The organism is Planococcus lenghuensis, from assembly GCF_001999905.1.
Classification (GTDB): Bacteria; Bacillota; Bacilli; order Bacillales_A; family Planococcaceae; genus Indiicoccus; species Indiicoccus lenghuensis.
Genome location: NZ_CP019640.1, coordinates 784019 through 810869, shown reverse-complemented (window position 1 = coordinate 810869; position 26851 = coordinate 784019). Strand labels below are relative to the sequence as shown.

The 26851-nt window shown below is 48.4% G+C and carries 22 protein-coding genes; 9 read left to right on the top strand and 13 right to left on the bottom strand.

Annotated features, from left to right (window positions below):
• Nucleotides 1-75: 75 nt before the first annotated feature.
• Nucleotides 76-690 carry a YesL family protein gene (locus tag B0X71_RS04140; RefSeq protein ID WP_077588265.1) on the top strand — a complete coding sequence of 205 codons (615 nt, stop codon included), beginning with the start codon at nucleotides 76-78 and terminating at the stop codon, nucleotides 688-690.
• 504 nt (nucleotides 691-1194) lie between these two features.
• On the opposite strand, the gene B0X71_RS04135 is transcribed toward B0X71_RS04140, so the two are convergent.
• The 3 genes from B0X71_RS04135 to B0X71_RS04125 form a co-directional block, all read right to left on the bottom strand.
• Nucleotides 1195-2016, bottom strand: a complete 822-nt coding sequence (locus B0X71_RS04135) for a carbohydrate ABC transporter permease (RefSeq protein ID WP_077588264.1) — start codon at nucleotides 2014-2016, stop codon at nucleotides 1195-1197.
• A 15-nt stretch (nucleotides 2017-2031) separates the two neighbouring features.
• Nucleotides 2032-2910, bottom strand: coding sequence for a carbohydrate ABC transporter permease (locus B0X71_RS04130; protein WP_077588263.1), 879 nt, complete (start codon nucleotides 2908-2910; stop codon nucleotides 2032-2034).
• 102 nt (nucleotides 2911-3012) lie between these two features.
• Nucleotides 3013-4320 carry an extracellular solute-binding protein gene (locus B0X71_RS04125; protein WP_077588262.1) on the bottom strand — a complete coding sequence of 436 codons (1308 nt, stop codon included), beginning with the start codon at nucleotides 4318-4320 and terminating at the stop codon, nucleotides 3013-3015.
• A 185-nt stretch (nucleotides 4321-4505) separates the two neighbouring features.
• On the opposite strand from B0X71_RS04125, the gene B0X71_RS04120 reads away from it, so the two are divergent.
• Both B0X71_RS04120 and B0X71_RS04115 read left to right on the top strand, forming a co-directional pair.
• Nucleotides 4506-5714 (top strand): ROK family protein, encoded by a 1209-nt coding sequence (locus tag B0X71_RS04120; protein ID WP_077588261.1) that lies wholly within the window; start codon nucleotides 4506-4508, stop codon nucleotides 5712-5714.
• Between the two features lie 181 nt (nucleotides 5715-5895).
• The gene (locus tag B0X71_RS04115; protein WP_077588260.1) at nucleotides 5896-7503 is read left to right on the top strand and encodes a glycoside hydrolase family 43 protein; all 1608 of its coding nucleotides are present in this window, start codon (nucleotides 5896-5898) and stop codon (nucleotides 7501-7503) included.
• A 130-nt stretch (nucleotides 7504-7633) separates the two neighbouring features.
• On the opposite strand, the gene B0X71_RS04110 is transcribed toward B0X71_RS04115, so the two are convergent.
• Nucleotides 7634-7882: a class F sortase gene (locus tag B0X71_RS04110; RefSeq protein ID WP_077588259.1), complete on the bottom strand. Its 249-nt coding sequence runs from the start codon at nucleotides 7880-7882 to the stop codon at nucleotides 7634-7636.
• Between the two features lie 776 nt (nucleotides 7883-8658).
• Between B0X71_RS04110 and B0X71_RS04105 the strand changes: the two genes are divergently transcribed.
• Nucleotides 8659-10098, top strand: a complete 1440-nt coding sequence (locus tag B0X71_RS04105; protein ID WP_077588258.1) for a sugar porter family MFS transporter — start codon at nucleotides 8659-8661, stop codon at nucleotides 10096-10098.
• 155 nt (nucleotides 10099-10253) lie between these two features.
• Nucleotides 10254-11738 (top strand): phytoene desaturase family protein, encoded by a 1485-nt coding sequence (locus tag B0X71_RS04100; RefSeq protein WP_077588257.1) that lies wholly within the window; start codon nucleotides 10254-10256, stop codon nucleotides 11736-11738.
• 80 nt (nucleotides 11739-11818) lie between these two features.
• Here the strand turns inward: B0X71_RS04100 and B0X71_RS04095 are convergent, their stop codons facing one another.
• Entirely contained in the window at nucleotides 11819-12364 is a 546-nt protein-coding gene (locus B0X71_RS04095; RefSeq protein WP_077588256.1) for a hypothetical protein, read from the bottom strand.
• A 135-nt stretch (nucleotides 12365-12499) separates the two neighbouring features.
• Here B0X71_RS04095 and B0X71_RS04090 point away from each other — a divergent pair, with 135 nt between their 5' ends.
• Complete coding sequence (locus B0X71_RS04090) at nucleotides 12500-13237, top strand: hypothetical protein (RefSeq protein ID WP_077588255.1); 738 nt, start codon at nucleotides 12500-12502, stop codon at nucleotides 13235-13237.
• Nucleotides 13238-13281: 44 nt separating this feature from the next.
• On the opposite strand, the gene B0X71_RS04085 is transcribed toward B0X71_RS04090, so the two are convergent.
• From B0X71_RS04085 to B0X71_RS04060, 6 genes are all read right to left on the bottom strand, one after another.
• Complete coding sequence (locus B0X71_RS04085) at nucleotides 13282-14907, bottom strand: FMN-binding glutamate synthase family protein (RefSeq protein ID WP_077588254.1); 1626 nt, start codon at nucleotides 14905-14907, stop codon at nucleotides 13282-13284.
• Nucleotides 14908-14952: 45 nt separating this feature from the next.
• Entirely contained in the window at nucleotides 14953-15582 is a 630-nt protein-coding gene (locus B0X71_RS04080; RefSeq protein WP_232336834.1) for an NAD(P)H-binding protein, read from the bottom strand.
• A gap of 126 nt (nucleotides 15583-15708) precedes the next feature.
• Entirely contained in the window at nucleotides 15709-16404 is a 696-nt protein-coding gene (locus B0X71_RS04075; protein ID WP_077588252.1) for a Na-translocating system protein MpsC family protein, read from the bottom strand.
• A gap of 497 nt (nucleotides 16405-16901) precedes the next feature.
• The gene (locus B0X71_RS04070; protein ID WP_077588251.1) at nucleotides 16902-18215 is read right to left on the bottom strand and encodes a cytochrome P450; all 1314 of its coding nucleotides are present in this window, start codon (nucleotides 18213-18215) and stop codon (nucleotides 16902-16904) included.
• 205 nt (nucleotides 18216-18420) lie between these two features.
• On the bottom strand, nucleotides 18421-19068 hold the full coding sequence (locus B0X71_RS04065; protein ID WP_077588250.1) for a vWA domain-containing protein: 648 nt from the start codon (nucleotides 19066-19068) through the stop codon (nucleotides 18421-18423).
• Nucleotides 19069-19147: 79 nt separating this feature from the next.
• Entirely contained in the window at nucleotides 19148-20122 is a 975-nt protein-coding gene (locus tag B0X71_RS04060) for a macro domain-containing protein (RefSeq protein WP_077588249.1), read from the bottom strand.
• 678 nt (nucleotides 20123-20800) lie between these two features.
• Between B0X71_RS04060 and B0X71_RS04055 the strand changes: the two genes are divergently transcribed.
• Nucleotides 20801-21589 carry an OsmC family protein gene (locus tag B0X71_RS04055; RefSeq protein WP_077588248.1) on the top strand — a complete coding sequence of 263 codons (789 nt, stop codon included), beginning with the start codon at nucleotides 20801-20803 and terminating at the stop codon, nucleotides 21587-21589.
• A 185-nt stretch (nucleotides 21590-21774) separates the two neighbouring features.
• Here the strand turns inward: B0X71_RS04055 and B0X71_RS04050 are convergent, their stop codons facing one another.
• Nucleotides 21775-23307 (bottom strand): phytoene desaturase family protein, encoded by a 1533-nt coding sequence (locus tag B0X71_RS04050; RefSeq protein WP_077588247.1) that lies wholly within the window; start codon nucleotides 23305-23307, stop codon nucleotides 21775-21777.
• Nucleotides 23308-23660: 353 nt separating this feature from the next.
• Between B0X71_RS04050 and B0X71_RS04045 the strand changes: the two genes are divergently transcribed.
• Together B0X71_RS04045 and B0X71_RS04040 are read left to right on the top strand one after the other, a co-directional pair.
• On the top strand, nucleotides 23661-24566 hold the full coding sequence (locus B0X71_RS04045; RefSeq protein WP_077588246.1) for a MerR family transcriptional regulator: 906 nt from the start codon (nucleotides 23661-23663) through the stop codon (nucleotides 24564-24566).
• Between the two features lie 222 nt (nucleotides 24567-24788).
• Complete coding sequence (locus tag B0X71_RS04040) at nucleotides 24789-26006, top strand: EAL domain-containing protein (protein ID WP_077588245.1); 1218 nt, start codon at nucleotides 24789-24791, stop codon at nucleotides 26004-26006.
• Nucleotides 26007-26037: 31 nt separating this feature from the next.
• On the opposite strand, the gene B0X71_RS04035 is transcribed toward B0X71_RS04040, so the two are convergent.
• The gene (locus B0X71_RS04035) at nucleotides 26038-26739 is read right to left on the bottom strand and encodes an endonuclease V (protein WP_077588244.1); all 702 of its coding nucleotides are present in this window, start codon (nucleotides 26737-26739) and stop codon (nucleotides 26038-26040) included.
• Between the last annotated feature and the right edge of the window lie 112 nt (nucleotides 26740-26851).

Sequence of the window (26851 nt, the reverse complement as noted above, 5' to 3'; positions counted from 1 at the left end):
CCCTAAGTTGCAGAAAATGGTGTATGCTGTTAAATGACTTCATTGAAGTCAGAATTAATAATAAGGCGGGTTTCCATGAATTCAACCAGCAGTTTTCTCTATAATGTCGTAGACTGGATAGCCAAATTCGCTTTTTTGAATGTGTTATGGATTGCATTTTCCCTGCTGGGCGCTGTTGTGCTGGGCGTCTTCCCTGCTACAGCGGCTCTCTTCGCAGTCATCCGGCAATGGCTGAAAGGCAACGCCGGCATGCCCGTGTTTGCTACATTCTGGCGTTATTACCGACAGGAATTCATCAAAAGCAATCTGCTCGGCTTATTCGTCTGGCTGATGCTTGTTCTGATCGGACTCGATGTTCTGTATATCCAGGCAGCCGGCGGTGATCTGGCATGGACGCACATTCCACTGTTCGCCTTCATGCTGCTCGTGGTGCTGTTTCTCTTTTACCTTTTCCCGGTTTTTGTCCATTACGATATCCCGAATAGCCAAGTGGTCAAAAATGCGTTTTTGCTCATGCTCGTCAATCCGCTTACCAGCATCATGATCATCTTTTGCCTCGTACCGTTATTCATCATCATGCGTGCGTTTCCGGCTACCGCATTCATATTCGGGGCAAGCTCCTATGCATTCATCACCATGTGGCTTTGCCTGAACACCTTCAATAAAGCGAATGAACGGGCTGCGTCGTAAGAAATGCGTTTGAATATAAGACTTTTCACCAAAGTCTGTACTTGACGAAAAGAAATCGTTTCAAGTTCAGCTACCGCCACTCTTCACCTTTTTAAATTATGATGGTACTCCTCTTGTTGTCAAAAAGAAATCAAGTACATTTCTTAATGACGAGCCAATCTTAATTTATATAGGCTGAGTAAATCGTTTTTCATTAATAGATTGGCATTCTGTCAGCCAGTCGTACTTTCGGGCCCGCAGGAAAGGCAGTCCGCGAATGAGACCAGTGGAAAAGCAAATTTTGCTGATTCACTTATAGCTTGCTAAGCACCGGCGCGTCCATGGGCCGGGCGTAACAATGAGACGAACGCTCTTTTCAGCTCATTGTGAAAGCCATGCCCTGAGCGACCGAAGCGGTTCACAAATATTCTATATCTTTAATCCAACTCATATAGTTCGAGCCTAAATATAAAAGCTTCACCCGGAAGGCATTGAGCCTTACCAGGTGAAGCTTTTTTGGTCGGATCAGCCTTTCACCGCACTTGAGGAAATTCCTTCAACGACTTTATTGCTGAAGAAGATGAATGCGATGATGACAGGCAGCACAGAGATGATCAGCGTCGCCCCGATGGCACCCCAATCCGTCATGTACTGACCGATGAAGTTCTGGATACCGACCGTAAGTGTTTTGTATTCTTCTGAACTGATGAACGTATTCACGAACACGTACTCGTTCCAGTTGTAGATCATATTGATCACGACTACGGTCGCCATGACCGGCGCAGTCATCGGCAGGATGATCTGAAAGAACATCCGGTTGATCGAACAGCCATCAATGACTGCCGCTTCTTCCACTTCACGCGGCAGCGTGTAATAGAAGCCGAGCAGCACCATCATCGTGATCGGCAAGTTATAAGCTGTATAAGTGATAACAAGCGACAGCGGGTTATCGATCAGGTTCACGCTGACAAACATGCTGTACAGCGGAATGAGTGCGGAGTGGATCGGAATCATCAATCCGACCATGAACAGGCCAAGGACGAAACCGCTCAGTTTCCATCTCATCCGGGTGATAGCGAATGTCGCCATGCTGGCGAATAGGACGGTCAGCACAATCGCCGCGCCCGTAACCCAGACACTATTGAAGAAATAAACGCCGATACCGCCATCCCAGACCTTTGCATAGTTCTCCCACCGGAACTGCTCCGGCAAAGCAAACGGGGATCCCGCAAAAATTTCCCGGTTATCTTTTAACGAGAACAGGAACAGCCAGATGAGCGGTAAAATCTGAAACAGCGCGACTGCGGCGAGACAGACATACAGCAAAAAATAACCAATGCGATTCATGAAAGCTTCCCCCTATTAATATTCGATTCGGTCTCTGGTTGCTGTCAGTTTGCGGACAATGTATGTCGCAATCAATGTAATGATCAGAAGCAGGAAACCGATGGCACTGCCGTAGCCGAAGTTATAGCTGACGAATGCCAATTTGTACATATACGATGCCATAACCTCACTGGCGCCGTTCGGTCCGCCGCCTGTCATAACCCAGATCAAGTCGAAGTATTTGAGTGAGCCGACAATCGCAAGCACGATCGTTACACTGACAACTTCCTTGATGAGCGGCAATTTGATCCGCAGAGCGATTTGGATAGGCGAAGCTCCGTCAATGCGCGCCGCTTCAATGAGCGATTCCGGAATGTTCTTCAGCGCTGCATAATAAATCAGGATGTAAAAACCGGCGTACTGCCAAAGAATCGGGATGAAAATCGCAAACAGGACGATATCCGGATTTGCCAGCCAGGCCGGCGGACGTTCGATGCCCAGGTTCATGAGCAGCGTATTCAGAATTCCGTTAGTCGGATTATAGATCTTCACCCAGAGCTGGGCGATTGCTACGGAAGACAAGAGCATCGGAACGAGATAGATCTTACGGAGCAGATCCGCACCCTTGATTTTTGAAGCCAGGATGAATGATACAGCCAGATAGATGGCAAGGCTCAATGTCGAGAAGACAGCCAGCAGGAACGAATGATAGGCACTCGACCAGAAGTCAGCATCCTGAATACCAGCAATGTAATTCTCCAGTCCGATAAACGTTCTATCTCCGATGCCATCCCATTCCATGAGGCCGTAGTAGCCTGAGAGGAGTAAAGGAATGAAGACCAGAACAATGACCAGCAGCAGTGCCGGTGCAATATAAAGTGTTATGAATAATTTATTCGACATGACCTTATTCAAAGCAGTCAACCCCATATCTGAAAAAGTGAAAGGGGACCCATCCGGAATTCCAGGATATGCCCCCTTCTTTGCTAATCGGTATCTTCAAAAAGCAACAGGTTGTTATTCTTGTGCAATTGCTTCTGCGTGTGCTTCCGCAAATTCTTCAGGTGTAATTTCTCCACCGAAGAGTGCTTGAATTGAATCAAGGTGAACCTGTGCATCTTCAGGGCTCATCTGAACATCAGCGAACAATGTGATATTGCTTGCTTCGCTCAATTCACCAAGGATATCGATGTACATCTGCGGCAGATCAAGAGACGCTGCATCCACTTTTGTTGCCGGGATTACACCAGCGCGCTCAACTGCCTGCTCGCCCCATTCCTGGATGAAGTATGCGACGAAATCTTTTGCTTCTTCTTTTACATCTGATTCTTCAGCGACGAACAGCCCAACTCCAGGGCCGCCAACGAAGCTGTTTGCATCGCCTTCTCCTTCAACGAGCGGGAAGGTCATGTATTCGATCGAATCGCGGAATTCCTGTGGCACATCTTCATTTGTTGTGTAGTTCGGGAGATCCCATGAACCGATCAGGTACATTGGTGACTGACCGCTCATGAACATGCTTTTCGCTTCTTCATCCGCAAGGCCGTTAAAACCGTTGACGAACGCGTCGGCTTCTACAAGCTCCTGAATCTTCGCTGCCGCTTCAACAAATGCCGGATCTGTGAAGTCGCCTTCACCGCTGATCGCCTGTGTCAGTGCTTCAGGTCCTGCAATCCGGTCAGCCAGATACATATACCAGAGAGAACCTGTCCACGCATCTTTGTTTCCGAGTGCAATTGGCGGAACGCCTGCTTCATTGAAAGCTTCAACTGCAGCCAGCAATTCCTCATAAGTTTCAGGCGGTTCAACTCCATATTCTTCAAAGATCGCTGTATTATAGAAGATTGTTGCAATATTCAACTCAAGCGGAAGTCCATAAGCAGTCTCATCCACCCGGTATGCGTCAACAGTACCCGGTACAAATTCATCTTCAAGCTCTGTTGCCACATCATCAAGTGACGCAAACAGATTCCCATCCACATAAGGCGTCAGGAAGCCCGCTGCCCAAGTCATTCCGACGTCCGGCAGATCACCGGAAGTGGAAAGTACACGGAGCTTATCTTTGTATTGCTCGTTACTCAGCACTTCAAGGTCAACAGTCACACCTTCGTTTGCTTCCTCATACTCAGCAATAATATCATTTACAACGTCGTAATGCGCTTTTGAGCTGCCTTCAGGCCAAAGATGCATGAATTCAATGACGACATCTTCCCCTTCTTCAGCAACAGCTGCGCCTTCCTCTTCTTCCCCAGAACAAGCAGACAATGCCAAAGATGCTGCAGCAGCAGATGCCAGAAGTGCAATCGCTTTCTTCTTGTTAGTCATGATTTTTCCCCCACCCTTTTTTTGTGTTACAACAATATTCCGACTGTTGTATGCGTTTTCATTATAGCAAACGCCAAGTCGTTAGTCTAGTGTCTGAACAAAGTTTTATTTTCTATTTTCCCGACCGCCCTGTTTTCAATATTTTCTGCTAGAATAAAACAAAAAGAGAGAAAGAGCTGAACAAAATGAAAATCGCAGCAAAGCGAACGTGGAATCATCACGTTGTAAAAGAAGGCAATAAGTCTCTGGTGCTGAGTAGGATTAAAGACAATGCGCCCATTTCCCGCGCTTCCGTCGCTTCACAGACAGGCCTGAACAAAGGAACTGTCTCTTCCCTCGTCAGCGATCTCCTCGATGATCATTTGATCTGTGAATCAGGCCCGGGTGAATCGAGCGGCGGCAGACGGCCCGTTATGCTTCTCTTTAATGAGAAAGCAGGCTATTCGATCGGAATCGATATCGGTGTTAATTACCTGCTGGGTGTCCTCACCGATCTTAGCGGCAATATATACGAAGAGAAATCAATGGTATTCAGTAAGCTTCCTTATGAAGACATTGAAGAAAAACTGTTCGCCACCATCGATTATCTGATGGCTGCAGCACCCCCCAGCCCGCATGGCATAATCGGGATCGGCATCGGGGTGCCGGGAATTGTTGATAAAAACGGACTGCTGTTGCTTGCACCGAACCTGGACTGGAAGAACATTGATCTGAAAACAACGCTGCAAGAAAAATATCAATTGCCCATCACCGTTGAAAATGAAGCGAATGCAGGGGCATATGGAGAAAAGAAGTTCGGTGCCAGCAAGGATTTCGAAAATATTGTCTACGTAAGTGCAGGCATTGGAATCGGGGTCGGACTCATCCTGAACGGTTCCCTTTACCGCGGGTCGAATGGATTTTCAGGCGAGCTGGGCCACATGACCATTCAGGCCAATGGAGAAAAATGCCGCTGCGGTAATGAGGGTTGCTGGGAGCTTTATGCCTCGGAGCAGGCCTTGATAACAAAAGCACAACAACTGGGGATCCCATTGCCGGAAAACGCCGGGTTTGATTTGCAGACGCTAATGACCCTTGCTTCAGAAGGAAACGCTGAGGTGGAAGCCCTGTTTGAGCAGACAGGCGATTATTTGGGTATCGGCATCATTAACATCATCAATACGTTTAACCCGAAACAGGTCGTGATCGGCAATCGAATGGCAGCTGCCGAAGAATGGCTGTCCGGTCCGATTAAAAAAAGAGTCGAGAACCAAGCCCTGTGGTTTCAGCAGAACGACCTTGAAATTGCATTCTCGGAACGGTCTACCCGTTCAGCCGCCTTGGGGGTCGCCGCTTTTTCCATCGAAAACTTTCTTCGCTTTAATATTCACCAGCAGATGGCGATCAAAGTCTGAAGCGGAATCGCTTAACTTTGTTTGCTTATTAAACTAAGTAGTGTATGATGAAAATTAGCTGCAGGTCGTCCTGACTGCTCTTTTTTTCAGCCGGATTGAAAGCACTTACATACAGCTGGTCAAGGCGCAGAAGGATTGCAATTGCGGCGGCAAACTAATTAATAGGTAAAGGGTGATTGAAGTGGCAACGATACAAAATCCGATTTTGTCCGGGTTCAATCCGGATCCGAGCATTTGCCGCGTTGGAGAAGATTATTATATCGCGGTTTCGACGTTCGAATGGTTTCCTGGCGTAGGCATTTATCATTCAAAGGATTTAAAGAACTGGCGGCTCGTATCACGTCCGCTTAGCCGGATCAGTCAGCTTGATATGAAGGGCAACCCAAATTCAGGCGGCGTCTGGGCACCGGATCTTTCCTACAGTGACGGCAAGTTCTGGCTTATCTTCACGGATGTGAAAGTGACAGATGGCCAGTGGAAAGATTGCCATAATTATCTTGTTACAAGCGAGACAGTTGACGGCGACTGGTCTGACCCTGTCTACCTGAACAGCTCAGGATTCGACCCTTCCCTGTACCATGATGAATCGGGCAAGAAGTACCTGATGAATATGTGCTGGGATCAGCGCGTCGGCCACCATCCCTTCTACGGCATCTTTCTTCAGGAATACGATGCAGAAGCGCAGAAGCTGACCGGCGAAGTGAAGAATATTTTCAAAGGGACAGACATCATGCTGGTCGAAGGGCCGCATATTTACAAAATTGATGACTGGTACTATTTGCTGACAGCCGAAGGCGGCACGAAATACGATCATGCGGCTACCATGGCCCGGTCAAAAAACATTTGGGGGCCTTACGACGTACACCCTGAAAATCCGCTGCTGACTTCTTTCCCGTATCCGCAAAATCCGCTGCAGAAAGCGGGCCATGCATCCATGGTCCATACGCATACGGATGAATGGTTCCTTGTACACCTGGTCGGACGCCCGCTTCCGACACCGAACAAACCGCTGCTCGATCCGCGCGGGTTCTGCCCGCTCGGCCGCGAAACTGCCATCCAGCGGCTTGAGTGGAAAGACGGCTGGCCGTATGTGGTCGGCGGGAACGGACCTTCAGTGGAAATTGAAGGGCCGGCTATTGAAGAAGTGACATGGGATAAAGGCTATGACGTGAAAGACGATTTCGACGCAGCTCAATTGAACCTGCAATTCCAGTCACTGCGGATACCGGTCATGGGGACGATTGCTTCCTTGCAGGACAACCCTGGCCATTTGCGTCTGTATGGAAAAGAGTCATTAACATCAAAGTTTACCCAAGCTTTCATTGCACGCCGCTGGCAGAGCTTCAACTTCACGGCAGAAACGAAAGTTGCGTTCCAGCCGGATAATTTCCAGCAGTCAGCAGGGCTTGTTAATTACTACAACACCGAGAACTGGACAGCCCTCCAGATTTCATGGAATGAAGAAAAAGGACGCATTCTTGAACTCACGGCATGCGATAACTTCGACTTTTCGCAGCCGCTTCAAGGACAGGAAATCCAGATTCCCGAAGCCAATGAGTACGTCTTCCTGCGTGTGGATGTTAAAACCAACACCTATACGTATTCCTACTCATTCGATGGCGACAACTGGACGGAAATTCCGGTTACCTTCCAATCCCATAAATTGTCGGATGACTATATTCAAGGCGGCGGGTTCTTTACCGGCGCATTCATCGGCATGCAATGCCAGGATACATCCGGCCAGAACAAATCGGCTGACTTTGATTATTTTGTCTATCAGGAAAAATAAACAGCGACACTCCAAAAGCAGCCTCACCCACCGGTGAGGCTGCTTTTGACTTGTAGACACGTAGTGACATGCTTCTTCTTATACTGAGAGTAAAACTTGAATGCTCACTGACCAACCTCAAAATACAGCCTTAATCTTTTCGGTCTCTTTCTTCGCTTAAACCGGCATAGACAATCAACCGCTCTTCCCGGGTTCCAAGTGCCTCGCTATGGCTTCCTGAACATGTGACGAGTACGAGTTCAGGTGAAGAACGATAGCCAAAAACTTCTGTGACATCAATGTCCGTAAGTTCCGTCGATTCCATGGCTTCCACTTGAAAGATCAAGCTTTTGTCCGTCCCTTCAACAATGATTTCATCGCCCGCTTTCAGTTCTGCCAAATCCTAGAATACAGCCGGGCCATTCCTGCCGGACCAGCCAATTATGCTGAAAAAACCTCTGCATCGTTAACGCCTCCTCTTCGTGAATGCTGATTAAAATTAAGTACAAGGTTTGAAATCTGCAACTTCCTTCTTGATAATCGGACGTGCATTCCACGAAAATGATGCTTGGAAACTTCCGGCATTTTTCAGTCGTTCAGTGCATTTTACCGCTGCGGATTAGTCCGTTATCCGGGAATAACCACAACGAGCCTAAGGAACCGGGACCTGTGCAGCGGGCTCAATCATTCAGCTAATACTCGATCTATTCGTTTTCCAATGAAAGTTTGCGGGTATTAGAAATTCATTAGCTGAAAAGAATCGCATACTCCATCACTGCAAAACAGGTTTCTTGATCAGATAGTTTCCTTTAATTTCCCAAGTTTTATTTTTGAATTTTAAGAATTATAGTGATAAAGTGGTTTTACGATTTTAGTCAGGCAGTTGCCGGATGGTGGAATGACAGATGAGAGATTTGTCTTGAGGCATGGCGGCTGGTCGTTTGATGACTGCTTCAGGCATTGCTTTTAGCTATGTCTTCAGTGGCAGAACATTGTTTTTCGTCGATTGCATTCCCTACATAGCTTATGAGATGCCTCACTGCCCGCCACAGAATTTCTCTTCTCACTTCCGCATTGTCTGATATACGGAACCGCCTGATTCACTTCATTTTGCAGGAAAGGAGTGCGCGTTCTGTATCAGCAGCATATTTATCTATTGAGAGGAGAAAGGAACCTATGACAAATCATCCCTCTGATGCTGAGCCTGCGAAGAAAGGCACTCATCAGAAATCGCTCAGGAAAATCACATTGATCTCAACAATTGGCGGACTGCTTTTCGGTTATGACACAGGAGTCATCAACGGTGCGCTGCCGTTTATGGCTCAGGAAGACCAATTAGATCTCACCCCTTTCACAGAAGGACTCGTTACCAGTTCCCTCCTGTTCGGCGCCGCGTTTGGCGCCATGTTCGGCGGCCGTTTTGCTGATCGCATCGGCCGGCGCAAAGTCATTCTCTATTTAGCCCTCTTTTTCTTCCTGACCACTCTTGGCACGACGTTTGCACCGAATGTCACGGTGATGGTCATCTTCCGGTTCCTGCTTGGTCTGGCAGTCGGCGGCGCCTCCGTGACGGTACCGACCTTTCTGGCTGAAATGTCACCTTCTGAACGCAGGGGCCAGATTGTTACACAGAATGAGTTAATGATTGTCACAGGGCAATTGCTTGCTTATGTGACAAATGCCATTTTGGCCGGCGTAATTGATGAATCCGGAAATGTATGGCGCTATATGCTGGTTGTGGCGACACTCCCTGCTGTTCTTTTATGGTTCGGCATGCTGACGGTTCCGGAAAGCCCCCGCTGGTATGCGACAAAAGGGAAGTTTGGAGAAGCACTGAATACACTCCGGATCATCCGCGAAGAGCAACGCGCCCATACGGAACTGAAAGAAATCAAGACAACCATCGGTGAGGAAAAGCAGGTCCGGCAAGCGACATTCAAAGATTTGTCCATTCCATGGATCCGCCGCATCCTCGTGCTGGGTATCGGAATCGGTATCGTTCAGCAAATTACCGGCGTAAATTCCATCATGTATTACGGTACACAGATTTTAAGGGAAGCCGGCTTCTCTACACAAGCGGCCCTTACGGCCAATATCGCGAATGGCGTCATTTCCGTACTGGCGACATTCGTCGGCATCTGGCTGCTGGGACGGATAGGCCGGCGCCCGATGCTGATCGGCGGGTTGATCGGCACGACTTCGGCTCTTCTGCTGATCGGTATTTTCGCCAATGTATTGGATGGCAGTGCGATGCTGCCTTATGTGGTTTTAGCGCTGACCGTCACATTCCTACTCTTTCAGCAAGGGGCCATCTCACCGGTTACCTGGCTTGTATTATCTTCCATTTTCCCGATGAAGCTTCGGGGACTTGGCATGGGCACATCCGTATTTTGCCTTTGGATCACTAATTTTATCATCGGTTTTTCATTCCCGATGCTGATGAGCGCCGCCGGATTGTCCGGAACGTTCTTCCTGTTTGCCGCGTTAGGCATTGGCGCCATTATTTTCGTTTATAAATTTCTGCCGGAGACGAAAGACAAGTCTCTTGAAGAAATCGAAGATCATTTTCATTACAGCGAAGTTCCAAAAGCTAACAGTGTTCCGCGGCAAGTATAGACGATCTAACAAACATTGCAGTCCATCTCCTTTTTCAAAAATCCCCGACCGTGACAGCGGCCGGGGATTTATATGGCCTAATTATCTTTATTAATTCATTGTGCTTGTGCGGCTGTTTGCGGATTCTTCATAATTGAAGTTAAGGTGAGGATGTTATGAAACGGAATGTACTTATAGTGGGAGCAGGGATTGGTGGACTGACGGCAGGCTCATTGCTGGCAAAGCATGGCATGGAAGTCACGCTGCTGGAAGCTTCATCAGAACTTGGCGGCTGTGCCGGAAAATTTAAGCGCCGGGATTTTTTGTTTCCCGCAGGCGCGACACTCGGCATGGGATTGGAACCGGGCGGTATTCATGAACGGGTGTTCCGCTATTTACAGAAACCGTTTCCGCTCGAGCCGCTTGAAGCTGTCATGGAAATGGTCCACCCGGAAACTACCTTTACGTTTTTCCGTGACCGCAGGCGGCATGTCGATGAAATTGTCGGCCGATTCCCGGCATTTGAGCAGTCGATTCGAACCTTTTATCGGGAGATTTACCAAACAGCTTCTGTAGTACGGACGCTGATGGACCCGCTCCCTCCCTTGCCGCCTGCAAATTGGATTGAGTGGCGGTACTTGATCAACTCTATCCGGCCGGCACACATGCAGCTGCTGCCTTTTATGCGCCAGACGCTCGGACAGCGGCTAAAAGCGCATGAACTGGAGAACTTAACACCGTTTCGGCACATGCTGGATGCATTGCTGATCGACAGCATGCAGACGGGCAGCGAGGATGTATCTTATCTGCTAGCGGCTGTGGCACTCGATATTTATCATGAAGGAGCTTATTATGTGCCCGGTGGCCTGTACCGATTCGCCGAGCTGATGGGCGACAGCATCAAGGAGAATGGCGGCTTATTGAAAAAACGCCGGACAGTCGAACGGTTGGAGCGCTCAGGGCAGCAATGGATCGCCACTGATCAGCGGGGTAACACTTACAGGGCGACCGATGTCATCCTGAATGTGCCGATCCATCAGCTTCCGGCATTGATGACGCCTGAACTGATACGGAAGCTGAACAAGCGGCTGCGCATTGGAATGGGCACACCGACCTGGACGACGCTGACGCTTTATGTGGCGGTCGAAACAGCAAAACTTGCCGCTCCTCTCCCTCCGTTCCGGCAACTCTCAATCGGCCAAGGTCTCGCGGAAGGTGCTCATTTTTTCGTTTCAGCTTCGCAGCCGGACGATGCCTTGCGTGCGCCAGCGGGGTTTCAGACAGCAACGATTTCCACTCATTCGGAAGTGAAGCAATGGAATACAAAGGGTAAGTACGATGCTCATCGGGAATTGCTGACGGACCGGATGCTTGCTGCTTTGGAGGATATTGTACCGGGATTTCGGCAGGCGATCGTTCACTTGGAAACAGGGGCACCGCGCGGATGGACTCGCTACACCGGCCGGCCTCATGGTTTCGTCGGCGGATTTCCGCAGACCGTGGCAAACTCGCTGTTCAATTCCATTTCACATCATGCCGGGATTCCGGGTCTGTATGTATGCGGCGATCATATCTTTCCGGGTGGCGGTACAATCGGCGCTGCAACGAGCGGTATCCATGCAGCGCGTTCCATTTCCGGCAGTCTGCTCATTGAAAAGTAAAACAGCTGCCGGGATTCCGGCAGCCGCAAGTGCTTTCTGTTATGGCCAAGGCTTCTGATCTTTCATCCGTTCGCTGCTGATTACTTCCATATATCCTTATATCGCTTCTGGTACTTCTTATCCTTCACTTCTGCAGCCAAGACGAGTCCATGTTGTTTAATCGAGTCATCGCCTGTTGCATCGTACAAATGACGCAGATTCCGCTGAATATCCGATCGGATCAGCACTGCATGCTTTTCATCCCCGCAATTCCGGAACCTGTCAATCTGGTGATCGATCACCAGCCGCAGCTGCGGATCTCCTGCAAGGCCAATTCGCCAGACAGCTTGAAGTGCATGCCTTGTCACAACAAATTTTTCATCATACGTCCGTGCCCATATCAAAGGAAAATCCGTCAATATCCTGTTTTCGGGATCGCTGATTGCCAAATATGACAAATACTGTGCAGCTCTGGAGCGCTGGTGAGCATCGGGCGCCGTCAGGTCTTCTTTCAGTAAATCCCAGATATCGTACGCCCAATCCACCGGCTGCTTCGCTGTCTCCAGGATGTTCATATGTGACTGGTACTGCACTTGCCGATCTTCTGAATAAAGCCTGTCAAACTGTTCCTGTATCGCTCTGTCCATTCTGCTCCTCCTCTCCAGGAATACGTTACTTCGTTCTCCCCGAGTATAGCATTCCATACGCAGTATCACTAACTTTTGGAAAATCGGGTATGTATTAATTACTGCATGTTTACGATTGCAAAAGGAGTGTTCCAAATGTTTGTTCCAGGTCTTTTAGTGATAATTGGATTCGTGCTTGTTCATATATTTACAAGGCAGCTTAAATTCTTGAACGCCCATCCACGGCAAGTACTCATGTCGCTGCTTTCCGGCGGTTCTATCGCTTATGTATTTTTGCATCTTGTACCGGAACTGGCTCATTATGAAGAAGTTATCCTGAGGGCAGACCTGCCCGGCTGGTTGGAACAACCTGGTTATATAGGATATCTCGTCGCATTGCTCGGTATTGGTGTCTTTTACGGGATTGATAAGCTCAATGTCAATTCCCAAAAAAAAAATGAACAGGAATATAACCTGACCCGGCCCAAGAAGCGGGTTTTCACGGTTCATATTACTGCCTTTGCATTATACAATGGCCTGATCGGTTATTTGCTGCCGCAATTAAGCGGCGGGAACGTTGCTGCCTATGCTGTCTTTTTTATTGTATTTTCCTTTCACTTCATCGCTAATAACCGTGTGCTCCACCTGACACACGAAGGACTATATACAAAAGCGGGCCGCTGGATTCTCTCAGTCTCCGTATTCATCGGCTGGCTGCTGGCGCAAACTACCCAATCCGACGAACTCGTCATTGCTTTTCTGTTCTCATTCTTAACCGGCGGTCTCATTTTGAATATCATGAACGATGAATTGCCGGAACAGAAAAAAAGCAGCTTCCCGGCCTTTATTACAGGGCTTGTTCTTATTAGTGTATTACTGATGGTTATTTTATGATAAAAAAGAAAACCACCCTCAGGGAGTGGTTTTCTTTTTTCTCGCTATCGATCCAGCAAAGCACCGCTTTCCTGCTCACGGACTGGCTCGGCACCGCTGATTTTTTCGATCATGCTGCCGACCGACAGTAATCGGCCCTGTTCATCTTTGTAGATAATATGCTTGCGCTCGAGCTGTGTCGGTGATTCCACACCTGCGGCGGCGGCTACATTGAAGAGTCCGGCACGCATTGAGGAAATATAATTGGTCACCCGATACATTTTCTCTTCCACAACCAATCCGGTTTGAAGTTCCGGATCCGTCGTCGCCACGCCAACAGGGCAACGGTTTGTATGGCAGACTTCTGCCATGATGCAGCCTACGCTGATCATGAAGCCCCGCGCGATGTTGATCAAATCCGCTCCCATCGCAAGTGCGATAGCTGCTTTATCCGGAGTAATCAGCTTTCCGGCCGCAATCAATCTATAGCGGTCACGGATTTCATATTTACGCAGCATTTCATCGACAACCGGCAATGCAGTCATAATCGGCAGACCGACCGAGTCGGCCAGCTCCTGATAAGTCGCACCTGTCCCGCCTTCACCGCCGTCAATGGTGATGAAATCCGGTCCCTGCCCGCGTTCCTTCAGCTGCTGTACCATTTCTTCAAGTCCTTCCAAATCTCCGACGACAATTTTCATACCGACCGGCTTGCCGCCAACTTCCCGAAGTTCTTCAATGAAATCAAACAGTTTTGGAAACGTATCAAACTCGATGAAACGGTTCGGACTGTTGACGGTCTTCCCCGGCTCAATCAGCCGGATCCGCGCAATTTCTTCCGTCACTTTCTGCCCTTCCAGATGTCCGCCGCGCGTTTTGGCGCCTTGGGCAAGTTTCACTTCAAATGCTTTCACTTGTGGCATCGCCGCCTTTTCTTTGAACGCATCCATTGAGAATTCACCGGCCGGTGTGCGGACACCGAACATTCCTGGTCCAATCTGCATCATCAAGTCCACGCCGCCAGCCAAGTGATGATCGGAAATTCCGCCTTCTCCTGTATTCATCCAGGAACCGCCGGCCATGCCGATCCCTTTGGACAGCGCAGTGATGGCATTCTCGCCGAGCGCCCCGTAACTCATCGCTGACATTCCTACCTGCCCTTTGATACGGAACGGTTCCCGGCATGTCTTTTCTCCGAGCACAATGGCATCTTCATCTGTGAGAAGATAAGGATCAATCTGCACTTCCTCAGGATGCTCTTTCCGGCTCATCAAGCCTTCGTGATCGATAACATACTTTTGTGTATTGATCTTATTCGTATTATCAACCAGCAACTCAGTGCGCAATTTAGGAAACAATGTATTTCGGATATAATACCCATCTTCTTTGAAATCACGATTCGAACCGAAACCGATCAGCCGTTCATTATACTTTCCCGCTTTTACGACATGCTGATACTGGAGTCTCGAAAAAGGCTTTCCTTCGTTGTCATTTTCAAACAAATACTGACGCAGTTCCGGCCCGATTTTTTCCGTCACATATCGCACCCGGCCAAGCAGCGGAAAATTGCGCAAAATCGCATGCTGTTTTTGACGATCATCTTTTTCGTAAATGTAGGCAATATATGTAAGCGGCACTGCTACGGCTGTCCCTAATATGGCAGACGGTAAATATTTCGTTATTTTCCCCATAAAAACCACCTTTCTTCGTTTGGCATGCCTGTTATTTCAACTATGTTATAATGCCTGCAATGCTTCCCGAATGGGTGTGTTCCCTGCTGTAATTTCAAATGTCTTACTGAATACGTTTTCATTTTCCAGCGCTTCAACAAGAACAGCAGCTATATCTTCAAATGCCAGATCTCCCGCCTTTTTCCCGGCATTAACGCCGACTTCGCGAACGGCTTTAACCATTCCCTTGCCCGGTTTCGCTTCTGCATGCGTTGTCCGGATGATTGTATGAACAATCCCATCCCGCCGGATCAATTCTTCCGGTTCATGTTTTGCACCTGTCGACTTTGACTCATCCGACTCATCTGCAAGGACGGCACTTAAGTAGACAATACGATTAATACCAAGCTGCTGCGCTTCCTCAACGGTTTTAATGATGGCTTTATGGTCGACGAGGATGTTTTTATTCTCTCCGGATGTCACGCTCGCTTCCGCCAAATAAATGATGGCTTCACTGCCCTTAATCGCTTCTACGAAATTATAGTCCCGCGTAATCATAACATCCGCTGCTCCCATTTTTTTCAATCCCTCAGCCCGGTTCTTCGTTTCTGCAACTGTCACCGGTTCATGACCTTTATGGGCAAGCTGCTTCAGTACGTGTTCGCCGATGTCTTCACCGCCGCCGAAAACAAACACTCTCAATGCAACCCCTCCTCACGGTATGGCTATCATCATTATTTTCCCCTATTGCCAAGCTTGCGAAACATTCAGTCAGCGGATTCAAAATAAAAAACCGGCAGCTTTTGATAGCTGTCGGTTCATTTATTTCTTTGGATTTAAGACAAAGACCACGTATCCCACATCCGCATCGAAATTCCAATCCAGAAATATTTCTGAGATAGACTGGTTCAAGTCCTGCTCCAAATCCATATCGTCCAATGCCTCCTGCTCCAGATCCCGCTTGGCAAGCCGCAATTCCTCCGTGACACCTTTTTTAAGAAGCGCTTTTTCAATCGGCGTCAGTATACCGAAGCGGCGGACAAGTATGGTCCGGTGATCCAGCCAGAACGTCTGCAGCCGGTCTGCCTTTTTCTCAGCGATAATACTTGAGCGAATGAGCTTCTGCCGGAACGCCTGCCGATCTGTATCCTCCGGCCAATCTTCAACGCCTTCATCTGCAGGGTCATCTGTCACACCGATGATCACACCGGTTCGATTTTCCAGGTTCCAGTCTGCATAGACCTCTTCCACGCTGAGTCCCCCGATGGTCCGGAATTCACGGATGATTTCTTTCCGTAAATCGTTCATGAGCAAATCGCGCGTCTCCAGCACCCGCTGTGTTTCGTTTTGTTTTAAAAGGATTTTTTCCATTGATGTGATAAACCCACGAAAATGAATGACGATAAAAGGCTGACTGATTGTCACGTAGATTGAAGTTGGCCCTTTACCGAAAGAATTGCGCAGCAAGGAGGAAACATATGCGCCAATTTCCGTATGAATCGTTCTTGAAGTTTTCATTTAATAACCCTCCTTTACGTTTCCAATACTTGCATTCTGCAGGAGGGGAATGAACTTTCCTGGCTGTTTTATGATAAGCCCAATCTTAAAACCACTTCCGCCTGATTCTTTCGTCCGTGTCCATCCGCATCCTTCCAAGGAACCTCCGTTTGTCCATACCGTTTCAATTAATGCCAAATAAAAAAACCGAAAAGAGACCCGCTCAAGCGGGACTCTTTTCGGTTTTGTTGACAGCTCTATCGTCTGTAACACTTCACCAAATTATCAAATTGTATGGAATTAAAACCAAATTAATATTATTTTAGAACAAGCAAAATCAATCAGTTACCCGTTAAATGGAAACACTATTGTTCTCCAAGTAGCTACATTATACAAAAACGAGCAGAGTGAAACAAGTTTCAGAAACAAAAAGTTTCCAGCAATCCGCAGATACCCGGAGTTTCTGCGTGTTCAAGCACCAGAAATGCCATCCCTGCATTGCAGGAATGGCATTGAAGTCAGGCTTTTACCGCTGTCAGGGTTTCCCGATGGAGCAAAATATTATCCGGGAATGACCGGAGTTTCCGCACATCGCTGATAACAAAGCCGCTCTGTGGCATGGTCGGCATCCGCCGCATATCGTATGCCAGGTTCTGTTCCGGCACATGGTATGAGAGGTTATGCGTCATGTACCGGAAGAATGCCTGCATTACCATGACGGTCATCCATTCACCGGCACAGCGGTGCCCCATGTAATGATCCCCGCCGCCCTGCGGTACAAATGCGAATGGACTGCCGCTCCAATTGGCAAAACGTTCCGGAATGAACTGGTCCGCATCGATCCAGTTATCCGGATGACGGTTCGTCCCGAATAAATCCAATACCACGAGCTGATCTTTTTTGAATTTATAACCGTTCCATGTGAAATTCTTCTTCGCTTTTGCTGCCATTGCCGGTGCAAACGGATAGTAGCGTCGGATTTCCTGAGAGAACATATGGCTGTAATCATCCTTGTCTTCCCGCAGTTTCCCGACGGTTTCCGGATGCTCATACATTGCCAACGCACCGAATACGATGAAATAAGCTGTCGCAACAAGCGGCCGGTATGAATTATTCAATTCAACTGCAGCCGTATGCAGATCCAGTAATTTGCCGTTGGGTTCCCGATGATTTGCAACAATGTAAGCGGCCGTATTGGCAGGCGGATTGTATTTGCCTGAACGGATATCCTTAATGATCTTCTCCAGCCATTTCTCGTGGCTTTGTCTTGCATGTTTTCCGTCCTGGTAGCGGCTGAGGGAACCGCCAAAGGAATCGACCATTTGCGAGAGCTCTGCCGCCCGCTCTTTCGCTTCACTTTCTTTTACCGGAAGTCCGGCCCAGCGCATGCCGGCTCGGCCCATGATCTCCTCCATCTCCCGGAGCAGAATGACCGCATCTTTTCTTTCCCATTCGGTCACTTTCTTATCAAATTCTTCTACGGCAATGCGTTTCATGTCTTCAAGACGCTCAGGGGTCATCATCGACAAAAACATCCGTTTCAATTGATGATGGTCTTCCCCGTCTCTGCCGTGAATGCCGCCTTCACCCAATAATGTTTGCTTCAGCGGTTTTGGTGCAGCACCCTCGCGCTTAAAATACTCGTTATCGTAGAACATGGCTGCCGCTTCTTCCCCTGCCATGCAGATCGCCTTTTGGCCGAGCAGCCGGGTCTCAAACATGTCGGATTCCAGCTCATTTCTGCGGCTGGGGATGAAATGAAAGCCCTCTTTGATCAAGGTCAGCGTATTGTCTATTCCTTTGGCTTGCGGGATTGGTGTTTTTACGCGCATGTATTCAGTCTCCTTCACTTTCGGGATTAGTCGCCCGTATCAAACCGGACAGGTGGATATCTTGTATTCAACATACTTCAATACCTACCTTCCCTAAAGTGTTTACCGGCAAACGTCGAGCCAGTCCCACAGAACACGGACGAACACCGCCGAAGCGGAATTCCCCTGCATTTTATATGGGAACTGTTTACCCGGTACTTCCGGTTCAGCGCTTCCGCCGTTCAAAGTCCGCTTCAATATCCCGTTTCCAATTCCGATCCAGCTTGCGGCCTTTCCGGACAGTCGAAATCGTCTCGCTCATCACCGTAAAGTTCAGATCTGTACCTACTTCATCCGCATGGTAATTCACGGCAAAATCTTCATGGATGCCGAAACTTCTGGCGGTCGCAACGGCATCGATATTGGCGCCCATGAAAATGAATTCCCAGTCGAAAGCTGATTTCTGACGTTCGATCATGGCCCGGATCTGATCATACTTATACTCACAGCTGGCGTTCTCCATGCCATCCGTCGTGATGACGACCATCACTTTCCCGGCCCGATGCTCTTCTTTCGTCCGCTTCTGTGCATTGCCGATTTTATTGATCGTGGCACCAATCGCATCGAGCAATGCGGTCGTACCGCCCACTTCATACTCACGGTCCGTAATTGGGGAGATGCCCTCAATCGGAATCCGATCATGGAGCAGCTCATAATGATGGTTGAACAAGACGGTTGTGACGTTCACATCGCCCTGTTCTTTCTTCTGTTTGCCGATCAACGCATTAAAGCCGCCGATCGTGTCGGTTTCAAGACCTGCCATTGAGCCGCTTTTATCGAGAATGAAAACAAGTTCGGTAAGGTTGTGATCCATGCCGGTTGCCCCCTTAAAGTGTGATTACCTTAAGGATAGCCGGATTCGTTTTCAGGAAGGTCGCTTCTAAAGCGACAATTCATGAAGCACCGAGCAGTTTCTGTTCATGTGCGAACAGAACTTCATTAATTTCAAATATATCGTAGTTCTGCGCTTCGATGAAATACATGATGATCACATCTGCACGGCTGCTGCGTGACAATGCATAGCCGGCCGATTCCAGTAAATCGGCTGTCTCCTGCAGGTTAAGTTCAAGAGCAATGGCAAGCGCAAGAGCGGTCGTCTTGCGGGGCGTGTAATCCGGCGAACTTCGGATCTTGGAAAACAGCTTCCGGTCGATGTTCGCACGTTTATACACCAACGGATCCTTCAAGTCCCGTTCATCAATCAGCCGCATCAATCGGACAGAGAATGATTCATCCAACTGGCCGAATAACTCATCAATGCTCTCCTGTACCGATTCCTCAAGCATTATTTCCCGGTTCAGCGAACGGGACCGCCGGGCGAAACCGTATTCTCGTTCCTCGATGTAATGCTCATCAATATATGACTGCACATCGCGGAACAGCCGCCCGCTCAACTGAAACGCAGCACGATCATACACAGCGATATAGACGGACAGCTCATGACTCAACAGAAATTCATGAATTTCAGCAACCGCCATCCGCAATGCCCGGTCCTTTGGATAGCCATAGAGACCGGTCGAAATGAGTGGGAATGCGATCGATTCACACCCTAGGCTGACGGCCAAGCGCAATGCATTTCGATAGCAATTCCGCAGCTGCTGGTCTTCACCTTCCCTTCCCCCTTGCCAGACAGGTCCTGTTGTGTGGATGATATGCTTTGCCGGCAGCTGAAAGCTTGCTGTCCTTACCGCCTCTCCAATAGCCAATCTTCCAAATTCACGGCAGGCAGTCCGGAGTTCTCGTTCGCCTGCCGCTTTGAAAATGGCGGCACTTACACCGCCATCCGCCCGAAAGTCAGCATCTACCGGATTGACGATGGCATCCGCCTTCATATTAGTGATGTCGTTACGGATCAATTCCAATGGCATAAACTTGTCCTCACTTCCCTTAAAAATGACTTGAAGTATATTCGTTCATTTTCGATTCAGAAATCAATCGGTTTCCGTGCCCGGAGGCAGTAAGTTTTCTCATCCGCCGGCAGGCTGCCTGTCCTGTTTGTCTTCATCCAATACCCCAAAAGTAATCGCGTACTTCGGTAATCCAATTCTCCAGGATTCCTTCATGCCATTCTGATTGCTTGAATACATGGTCAGTAAAATTATACCAAATCAAAAAGCGAAAAATAATGATATTTAAAAGTCCAGCAACTCTAAACATATAACGTTACAGAAGCTCTTTATGACAGATGGATAGTCAACATGCTCAAGTACTTTTGCTGATTCTAAGTAAAGTCGAGCAAAAAAGCTGCGACTCCTGCGGGACAGCGCCGTGCCGAAATCCACTCGAGCGTCAAGCTCGAGTTAGTTCGGCGCAAGCCCGCGGAAAGCGCAGCTTTTGGGTGGCGTCTCGATCAAAACCACCGTCCACTTGATTGCTCAGAGCTAGTGAACAATACCGTATCTGATCGCTCCCTCTCAACGAATAAGTATTTCTATATCGCCCATTATAAATTTTTATTTTAGAACGTGATGTATGTCACGGAAACAGACCGGCACATACTTCAAACTGATAGTGAAGTCCAGCAGTCAATGAAAGGGTGAGGGTCGTTGAAAGATTCATCATTCGAAGTGCAACTCAATTGGAGCGGTACGGGCCGGAAAGGCGAAGGCAAAATTACAATCGGGCAGGAACTGCTGATGGTTTCCGGCCCTGAAAATATGGGAGGGAAAGGCGTGGGACTGAGTCCGGAAGATCTATTAATCAGCGCAGTCGGAAGCTGCTACAGTGGTACGTTATTCAGCTTGCTCGCTTTAAAAGGGTTGCCCGTCCAGCGGGTCGCCATCAACACGGAAAGCACAGTGATTAATCAGCTGACGGAAGCCAAGTTCAGCCGGCTGCTTGTCCATCCCACTATATTCGGCGGCAATCCGGCACTGCAGGCAGAATATGAAAAAGCAGCGGAAGATGCACGCGAAAATTGCTTCATCGGCAAAACCATTGCGAGCAATGTCGATTACCGGGTCGGAACTGTGCGGGTGAATGAAATGATTGTCGCACAGGAAAAAATCGATGTGCTCGTTGATGATTTCTACGCAAAACTGGTGAAAGATCCTTATTTCAGCAACATGTTCGCTGAGCGCGGGGTCAATGTGGAGGTGCTGAAAGAACGTCAGCGTATTTTCATTTCCCGGCTGATCAATGGCAATCCAACAGACGGAAATCAAAGTGAAAAGGAACAGGTCCAAAAGCGGCATTCCTTTTCCACAACACCTGAACGGGCTGAAATCTGGCTTGGGCTGATGGGTGAAACTGTCCGTGAGACAGATTTTCCGGAATCGGTAAAAGAAAACCTGATGGAGAAAATGGGCGAATTGATGAAACCGTTCGTAAGATGAAAGGCAGAAACCCCCGGCTGAAACTGGAATTTCAGCCGGGGGTTTTATGCAGATTCTTTTGGAATCATTCTTTTACGGTGAATTGTTTTCATTCATTTACTGACCAGTCGTGTGCCGGGCTGATATCTAAAGAATCGATTTCGTCTTTGCCTTCATTCCCCGCAAATATCTTTTGAGCGTAAGTATTAAGACCATTGTGCTTCGGCAAGCTGCGGAAGCGGCGGGACAGCGACAGTTTCTTTCTTATCCTGAGCGAGAATGCCGTTCGCGGTGATACGGGCAGATTCCAGAATGATCGGAAGACCGCTTCCGGGATGGGTGCCCCCGCCGACAAGCCAGCAATTCTTCAGTTCTTCAAATTCATTATGCGGCCGGAATACCATCATTTGTGTCAGCTGATGGCCGAGATTGAACGTCGCTCCCTGATAGACATTCATGTCCTGTTCCCAATCCCGCGGCGTGATCATATGCTCCACTTCGATGTGCTGCCTCAAATCCTTGAATCCGCTTTTCTCTTCGATCGTATTTAAAATCTGTTCACGGAACAGCTCTTTTTCTTCTTCCCAATTGATGCCGCTGAAATTATTCGGCACTGGAGCCAGAATGTACAATGTCGATTTCCCTTCAGGTGCCAGTGTTGGGTCTGTTACGCTTGCATTTTGAACATAAATGGACGCATCCTGGGACAGCATATTCAGCTTCGTGATTTCTTCAACATTTTTCTTGTAGTCCTTTGCAAATACAATTGTATGGTGCGGCATGTCATACTTTTTATCCAATCCCAAGTACAGCATGAACGTCGAACATGAATACTTTTTCTTCGCCAGCTTTTTTGGCGAATACTTTTTCAGCTGTCCTTCATCCACTAAATTCGTCATGGCATGCGCAAAATCGGCATTGATGATCACTTCATCCGCTTCGACGCGTTCCCCGTTCTCCAGCAGCAGACCCTTCACTGCCTTTCCTTCAATCCATAGTTTTTTGACGCCGCTGTTCAGCCGGATATCCCCGCCAAGTTCCTCAGTGACTTTAGCCATCGAATTCGACAGCCGGTTCACCCCGCCAATCGGATGGAAGATGCCGTACGCATGCTCCATGTATGACAGAATCGAGAAAGCCCCCGGGCATTCCCATGGCGACATGCCAAGGTACTTGGATTGGAATGTAAAGGCAAGCTTAAGCTCTTCAGCTGTGAAGTAACGGGACAATACGTCATGGAGGCTTTTTCCGAGATCAAGATCCGGCAATGCCTTCAGGACGTTCGGATGCAGCATGTCCGTCATCCGGTCCATTTTCGACTGCAGAATCGGCGATAGTGCGTTAAGTTTCCGCGCCGAATCCCGCATCATCCGGTCATAGCCCGCGCTTTCTCCCGGATATGCCGCCTCGATCTGTTCTTTCATTTTTATCCGGTCGCGGGTCATTGTCATGGCCCGTCCCTCGTAAATTAAATCGTACATCGATTCAAGTTCCACTGTTTCCATATATTCATGGAGATTGCGGCCGGCGGCTTCGAATATCTCTTCTGCGATATGGAGCATCGACAGAAAGGTCGGGCCCATATCGAATTTGAATTCACCCAGCCGGACTTCTGCGTTCCGTCCGCCAACGACTCCTTTCTTTTCATATACGGTTACTTTATATCCTTTTGCTGACAGGAGCATGGCTGCCGCCAATCCACCGGGACCCGCTCCAACAATCGCAATTCGCTTTGACATCTCTTCCGCCTCCAGTGTATAATGTTTGTACAATGATTATACAACGTTAAGACTAAAACGGCTACTCATAGTCACTGTCCGCTGAAAATAATAAGATTACTTATGTTTTCTATTGGCTGTATGATACCACAATAGACATCGTATATTCCTTATATTAGAAAGTAGCTCACCTGGAAACATATACCTAAAAAACAGGTGATATTAAACATTTCCATTTAAACTTCCGTAAAACCGTTCCACTTTCGGTCCACTGGAAAGACAAAAGTGAATGAAATTTATTCCTGCGCTTGCAGTGAAAAGTTTAGCGTCGTTTTTAGTAAAATCAAAAAAATAAAAAATGAGGATGAACTGCTATGGATCACATCAACCAGCATACTTCCTACAACATCACACAAGCAGCTGAACTGACCAGCCTGTCCAAGCAGGTGATCCGAAAATGGGAAGACCGTTACGGCATCATTTCACCCGAACGTCTGGAAAACGGCTACCGGATATACAATCAGGATGAAATCGATACACTTCTGAACATGAAAAAACTGATTACCCAAGGGTATTCCGTCAAACAAGCCGCGTTATTCTTAAAAGAGCAACAACACACAGCAGAACCGGTCCCTGTGGCCCAGCTTGTGCAACCGGGACAGCCTGATACGATGCAGCAATACCTTTATCTGCTCCTGGAAGAAGGCAGGCTCGCCCATGAAATGCAGATGACACGCATCCTGCAGCAAGCGTATCATTCCTGCAGTCTGCAGGAATTTCTGGATGAGCTTATCATTCCCTTTTTGAAGGAAGTTGGCCAGCGCTGGAGTGATGGGCGCTGGGGCGAGTATCAGGAAGCCTTGGCGAGTCTTGCTGTCAGAGACTTTCTTGTACAGCTTCGCCGGAATTTTCAGGTGAGTGACCAAGCCCCCATCATGCTTGGCGCCTGCCTGCCCCATGAGCGGCACGAAATCCCAGTCCATATCATTGCACTGAAGTTTATGATCCGGGGATGGAAGACGGTCGTTCTCGGACCTTCACCCGCCCCAAATGCCATTCAAGCTACCGTCCGGCAATTGCTGCCGCAAAAAGTTATCCTGTCTTCAGTGACCGGCCTCCCTTTTAAAGGAGATACCCGTTTACTGGAAGAATTAGACGATTTCGCAGCAACCCATCCGCACATTGACTTTTACCTGGGCGGACCTGGAGCAGTCCAGTTTGCAGAAGGCAAAGAATTGAAAGCCATCCGGATCACCGTTGATGCAGAAGCCGCTTTCTAACATATCGGAATCACGGAAGAGCCGGATCGCAACAATGCGATCCGGCTCTTCCGTGTCTTTTTTTATGGCAGTGCCCAGCTTCCACATACCGCTATTTGAACAATTCCATCAATTCAGATACAATACATGAATCCAATCACCTCGGAATAACAGGAATTGCAGGAATACTGTACGAGACACCTGCCAGGCGGCCGATCGCTTCAGTAAAGAGGAGGAAACCCAATGGACCCATTGTATATTCTGGAGAACTTACAGAAAGCCCGTCCGGCTTATCAGCCGATCATCAGTGCAGTAACGCATGATGTCATCGGCTATGAAGTGCTCGGCCGGTTTGAGCATGAAGGAACCTGGCTAAGCCTTGGTGATTTTTTTCATGACAGGGATGTCCCGGATGAATTTAAAGCTGAAGTGGATCAGCATCTTCTGCTGCTTGCAGCTGATGACATGCTCAGTTCCGGCAATGAAGGCTATTTGTTCATAAACCGGAATGCCCAGCAACTGTTAAGCAATGGCGGAGAGGATTTTCTGCATGCGCTCCGGCAGCTTGAACAAAAGGGATTTCCGATGGCCCGCATTGTGCTGGAGATCACAGAACACGATTTCGAAGAAGATCTCGGTATTCTCGATCACCTGCTCGCTTATTACAAAACATACGGCATCAACATCGCCATCGACCACGTAGGGGCAAAGAGTTCCAATATCGACCGGCTCCGACAGCTTAAGCCACATATCCTGAAAATCGATACAGGTCTTATCCGCAATTACAATACCGACGTTTTCCAGGATGTTATTTATTCGCTTGGTGTTCTGGCACGCCGAATCGGCGCGATGTTCCTGTATGAAAATATTGAAGACAGCCATCAGCTGAATTTCGCCTGGAAGCACGGCGGACGCTATTACCAGGGCTACTACCTGGCGAAACCCGATTTTCGTTTATTGCAGGAAAATTCCTTGGCGATTAATACAAAGGCACATATACAGGAATTTGTCAGCAGAGAAAAATCACGCATCGATGCCCGGCTTGCATTTTCTTTGACATGGGAAGAAAAAGTAAAAAAATTGCTTCCCCATTGGCACGGACCGCTGGATGCAGACCGGTTCATCAAGAAATTGACCAGTGCATTTGAACAGGAGAGCTTCCGCGTATATGTCTGCAGCAGCGATGGCCTGCAAATCTCATCGAATTTCAGAAAACGGCAGGAACAGTGGGAAATCGAACCCCAGCATAACGGTTCACATTGGGCTTTTCGTCCATATTTCCTGGAGAATATGATGCGGATGAAAACATGGCATAATGGCATTCTGTCGGATACGTATTCAGATATTGAAAGCGGAGAACTGATCCGCACATTCAGTTATCCGCTATCCGACCAGTATTTTCTGTTTATTGATATCTGCCCGGATTTCATGACAGAAAAAGATTACCTGCTTTTTCAGTAAGGAACTGCTCCGGCCAGCACCCGAGCAGGTTTTACTTCGCTTCCCGCTTCAGCCGTCTCGATTCAAGATCCGCCAGCCGGATCGGGACAGGCAGCCGACTATCCTTATTGACGAGGCTGAGTACGAGCTGCGTGGCGGATTCCAAGTCGATCCGGTTCCCCGGAGACACAAAAACCGGCTTCACTTTTTCCGCCGTCCGCAATGCCCTGCCCGTCACTTCCCCGTTAATCCGGATATCGGTAAAATCACCTTTTTCATTCCCTGGCATCTTGAAATCAATCCCGCCGATTTTAAAATAACTTTTCGCCACACCGACAGTCGGCCGGTTCAGGAAAAACGCGGCATGGGAAGCAATGCCCATACGCCGCGGGTGCAATGTGCCGTTGCCGTCGAACAGAAAAACGTCAGGCGTTACAGTCAATTGTTCAGCCGCTTCCGCAATGAGCGGTAGCTCACGGAAGGCCAAATAACCCGGTATATATGGCGTTTGGATGGTTCCGATGCTCATTGTCTGTTCCATGATTTCGTGTGTCCGGTTATCAATAACAACAATACTGCAGACTCCCCGCTCCGTTTCTCCCTCCTTCCAATAAGCGAGGTCCACACCTGCACATGACCGGACTCCCTCCAGTGGAAGCGGCCGGGTGATATCCAGCTGGTCTGCCAGCTGTTCTTGGAGACATTTAAAGGAGCGGGGTGCCAGTCTGAACGGATGCACATAATTCAGTTCCATGGGCGCCTCCTTATTTATCGGCCTGTTGCTGTTATTGAAACTGACTGCGGCTCTGTCTGCAAGTCAGACAGCCGGCGGAACAGCAAAAAATGCCCCGCTTTCAGTAAGCGGA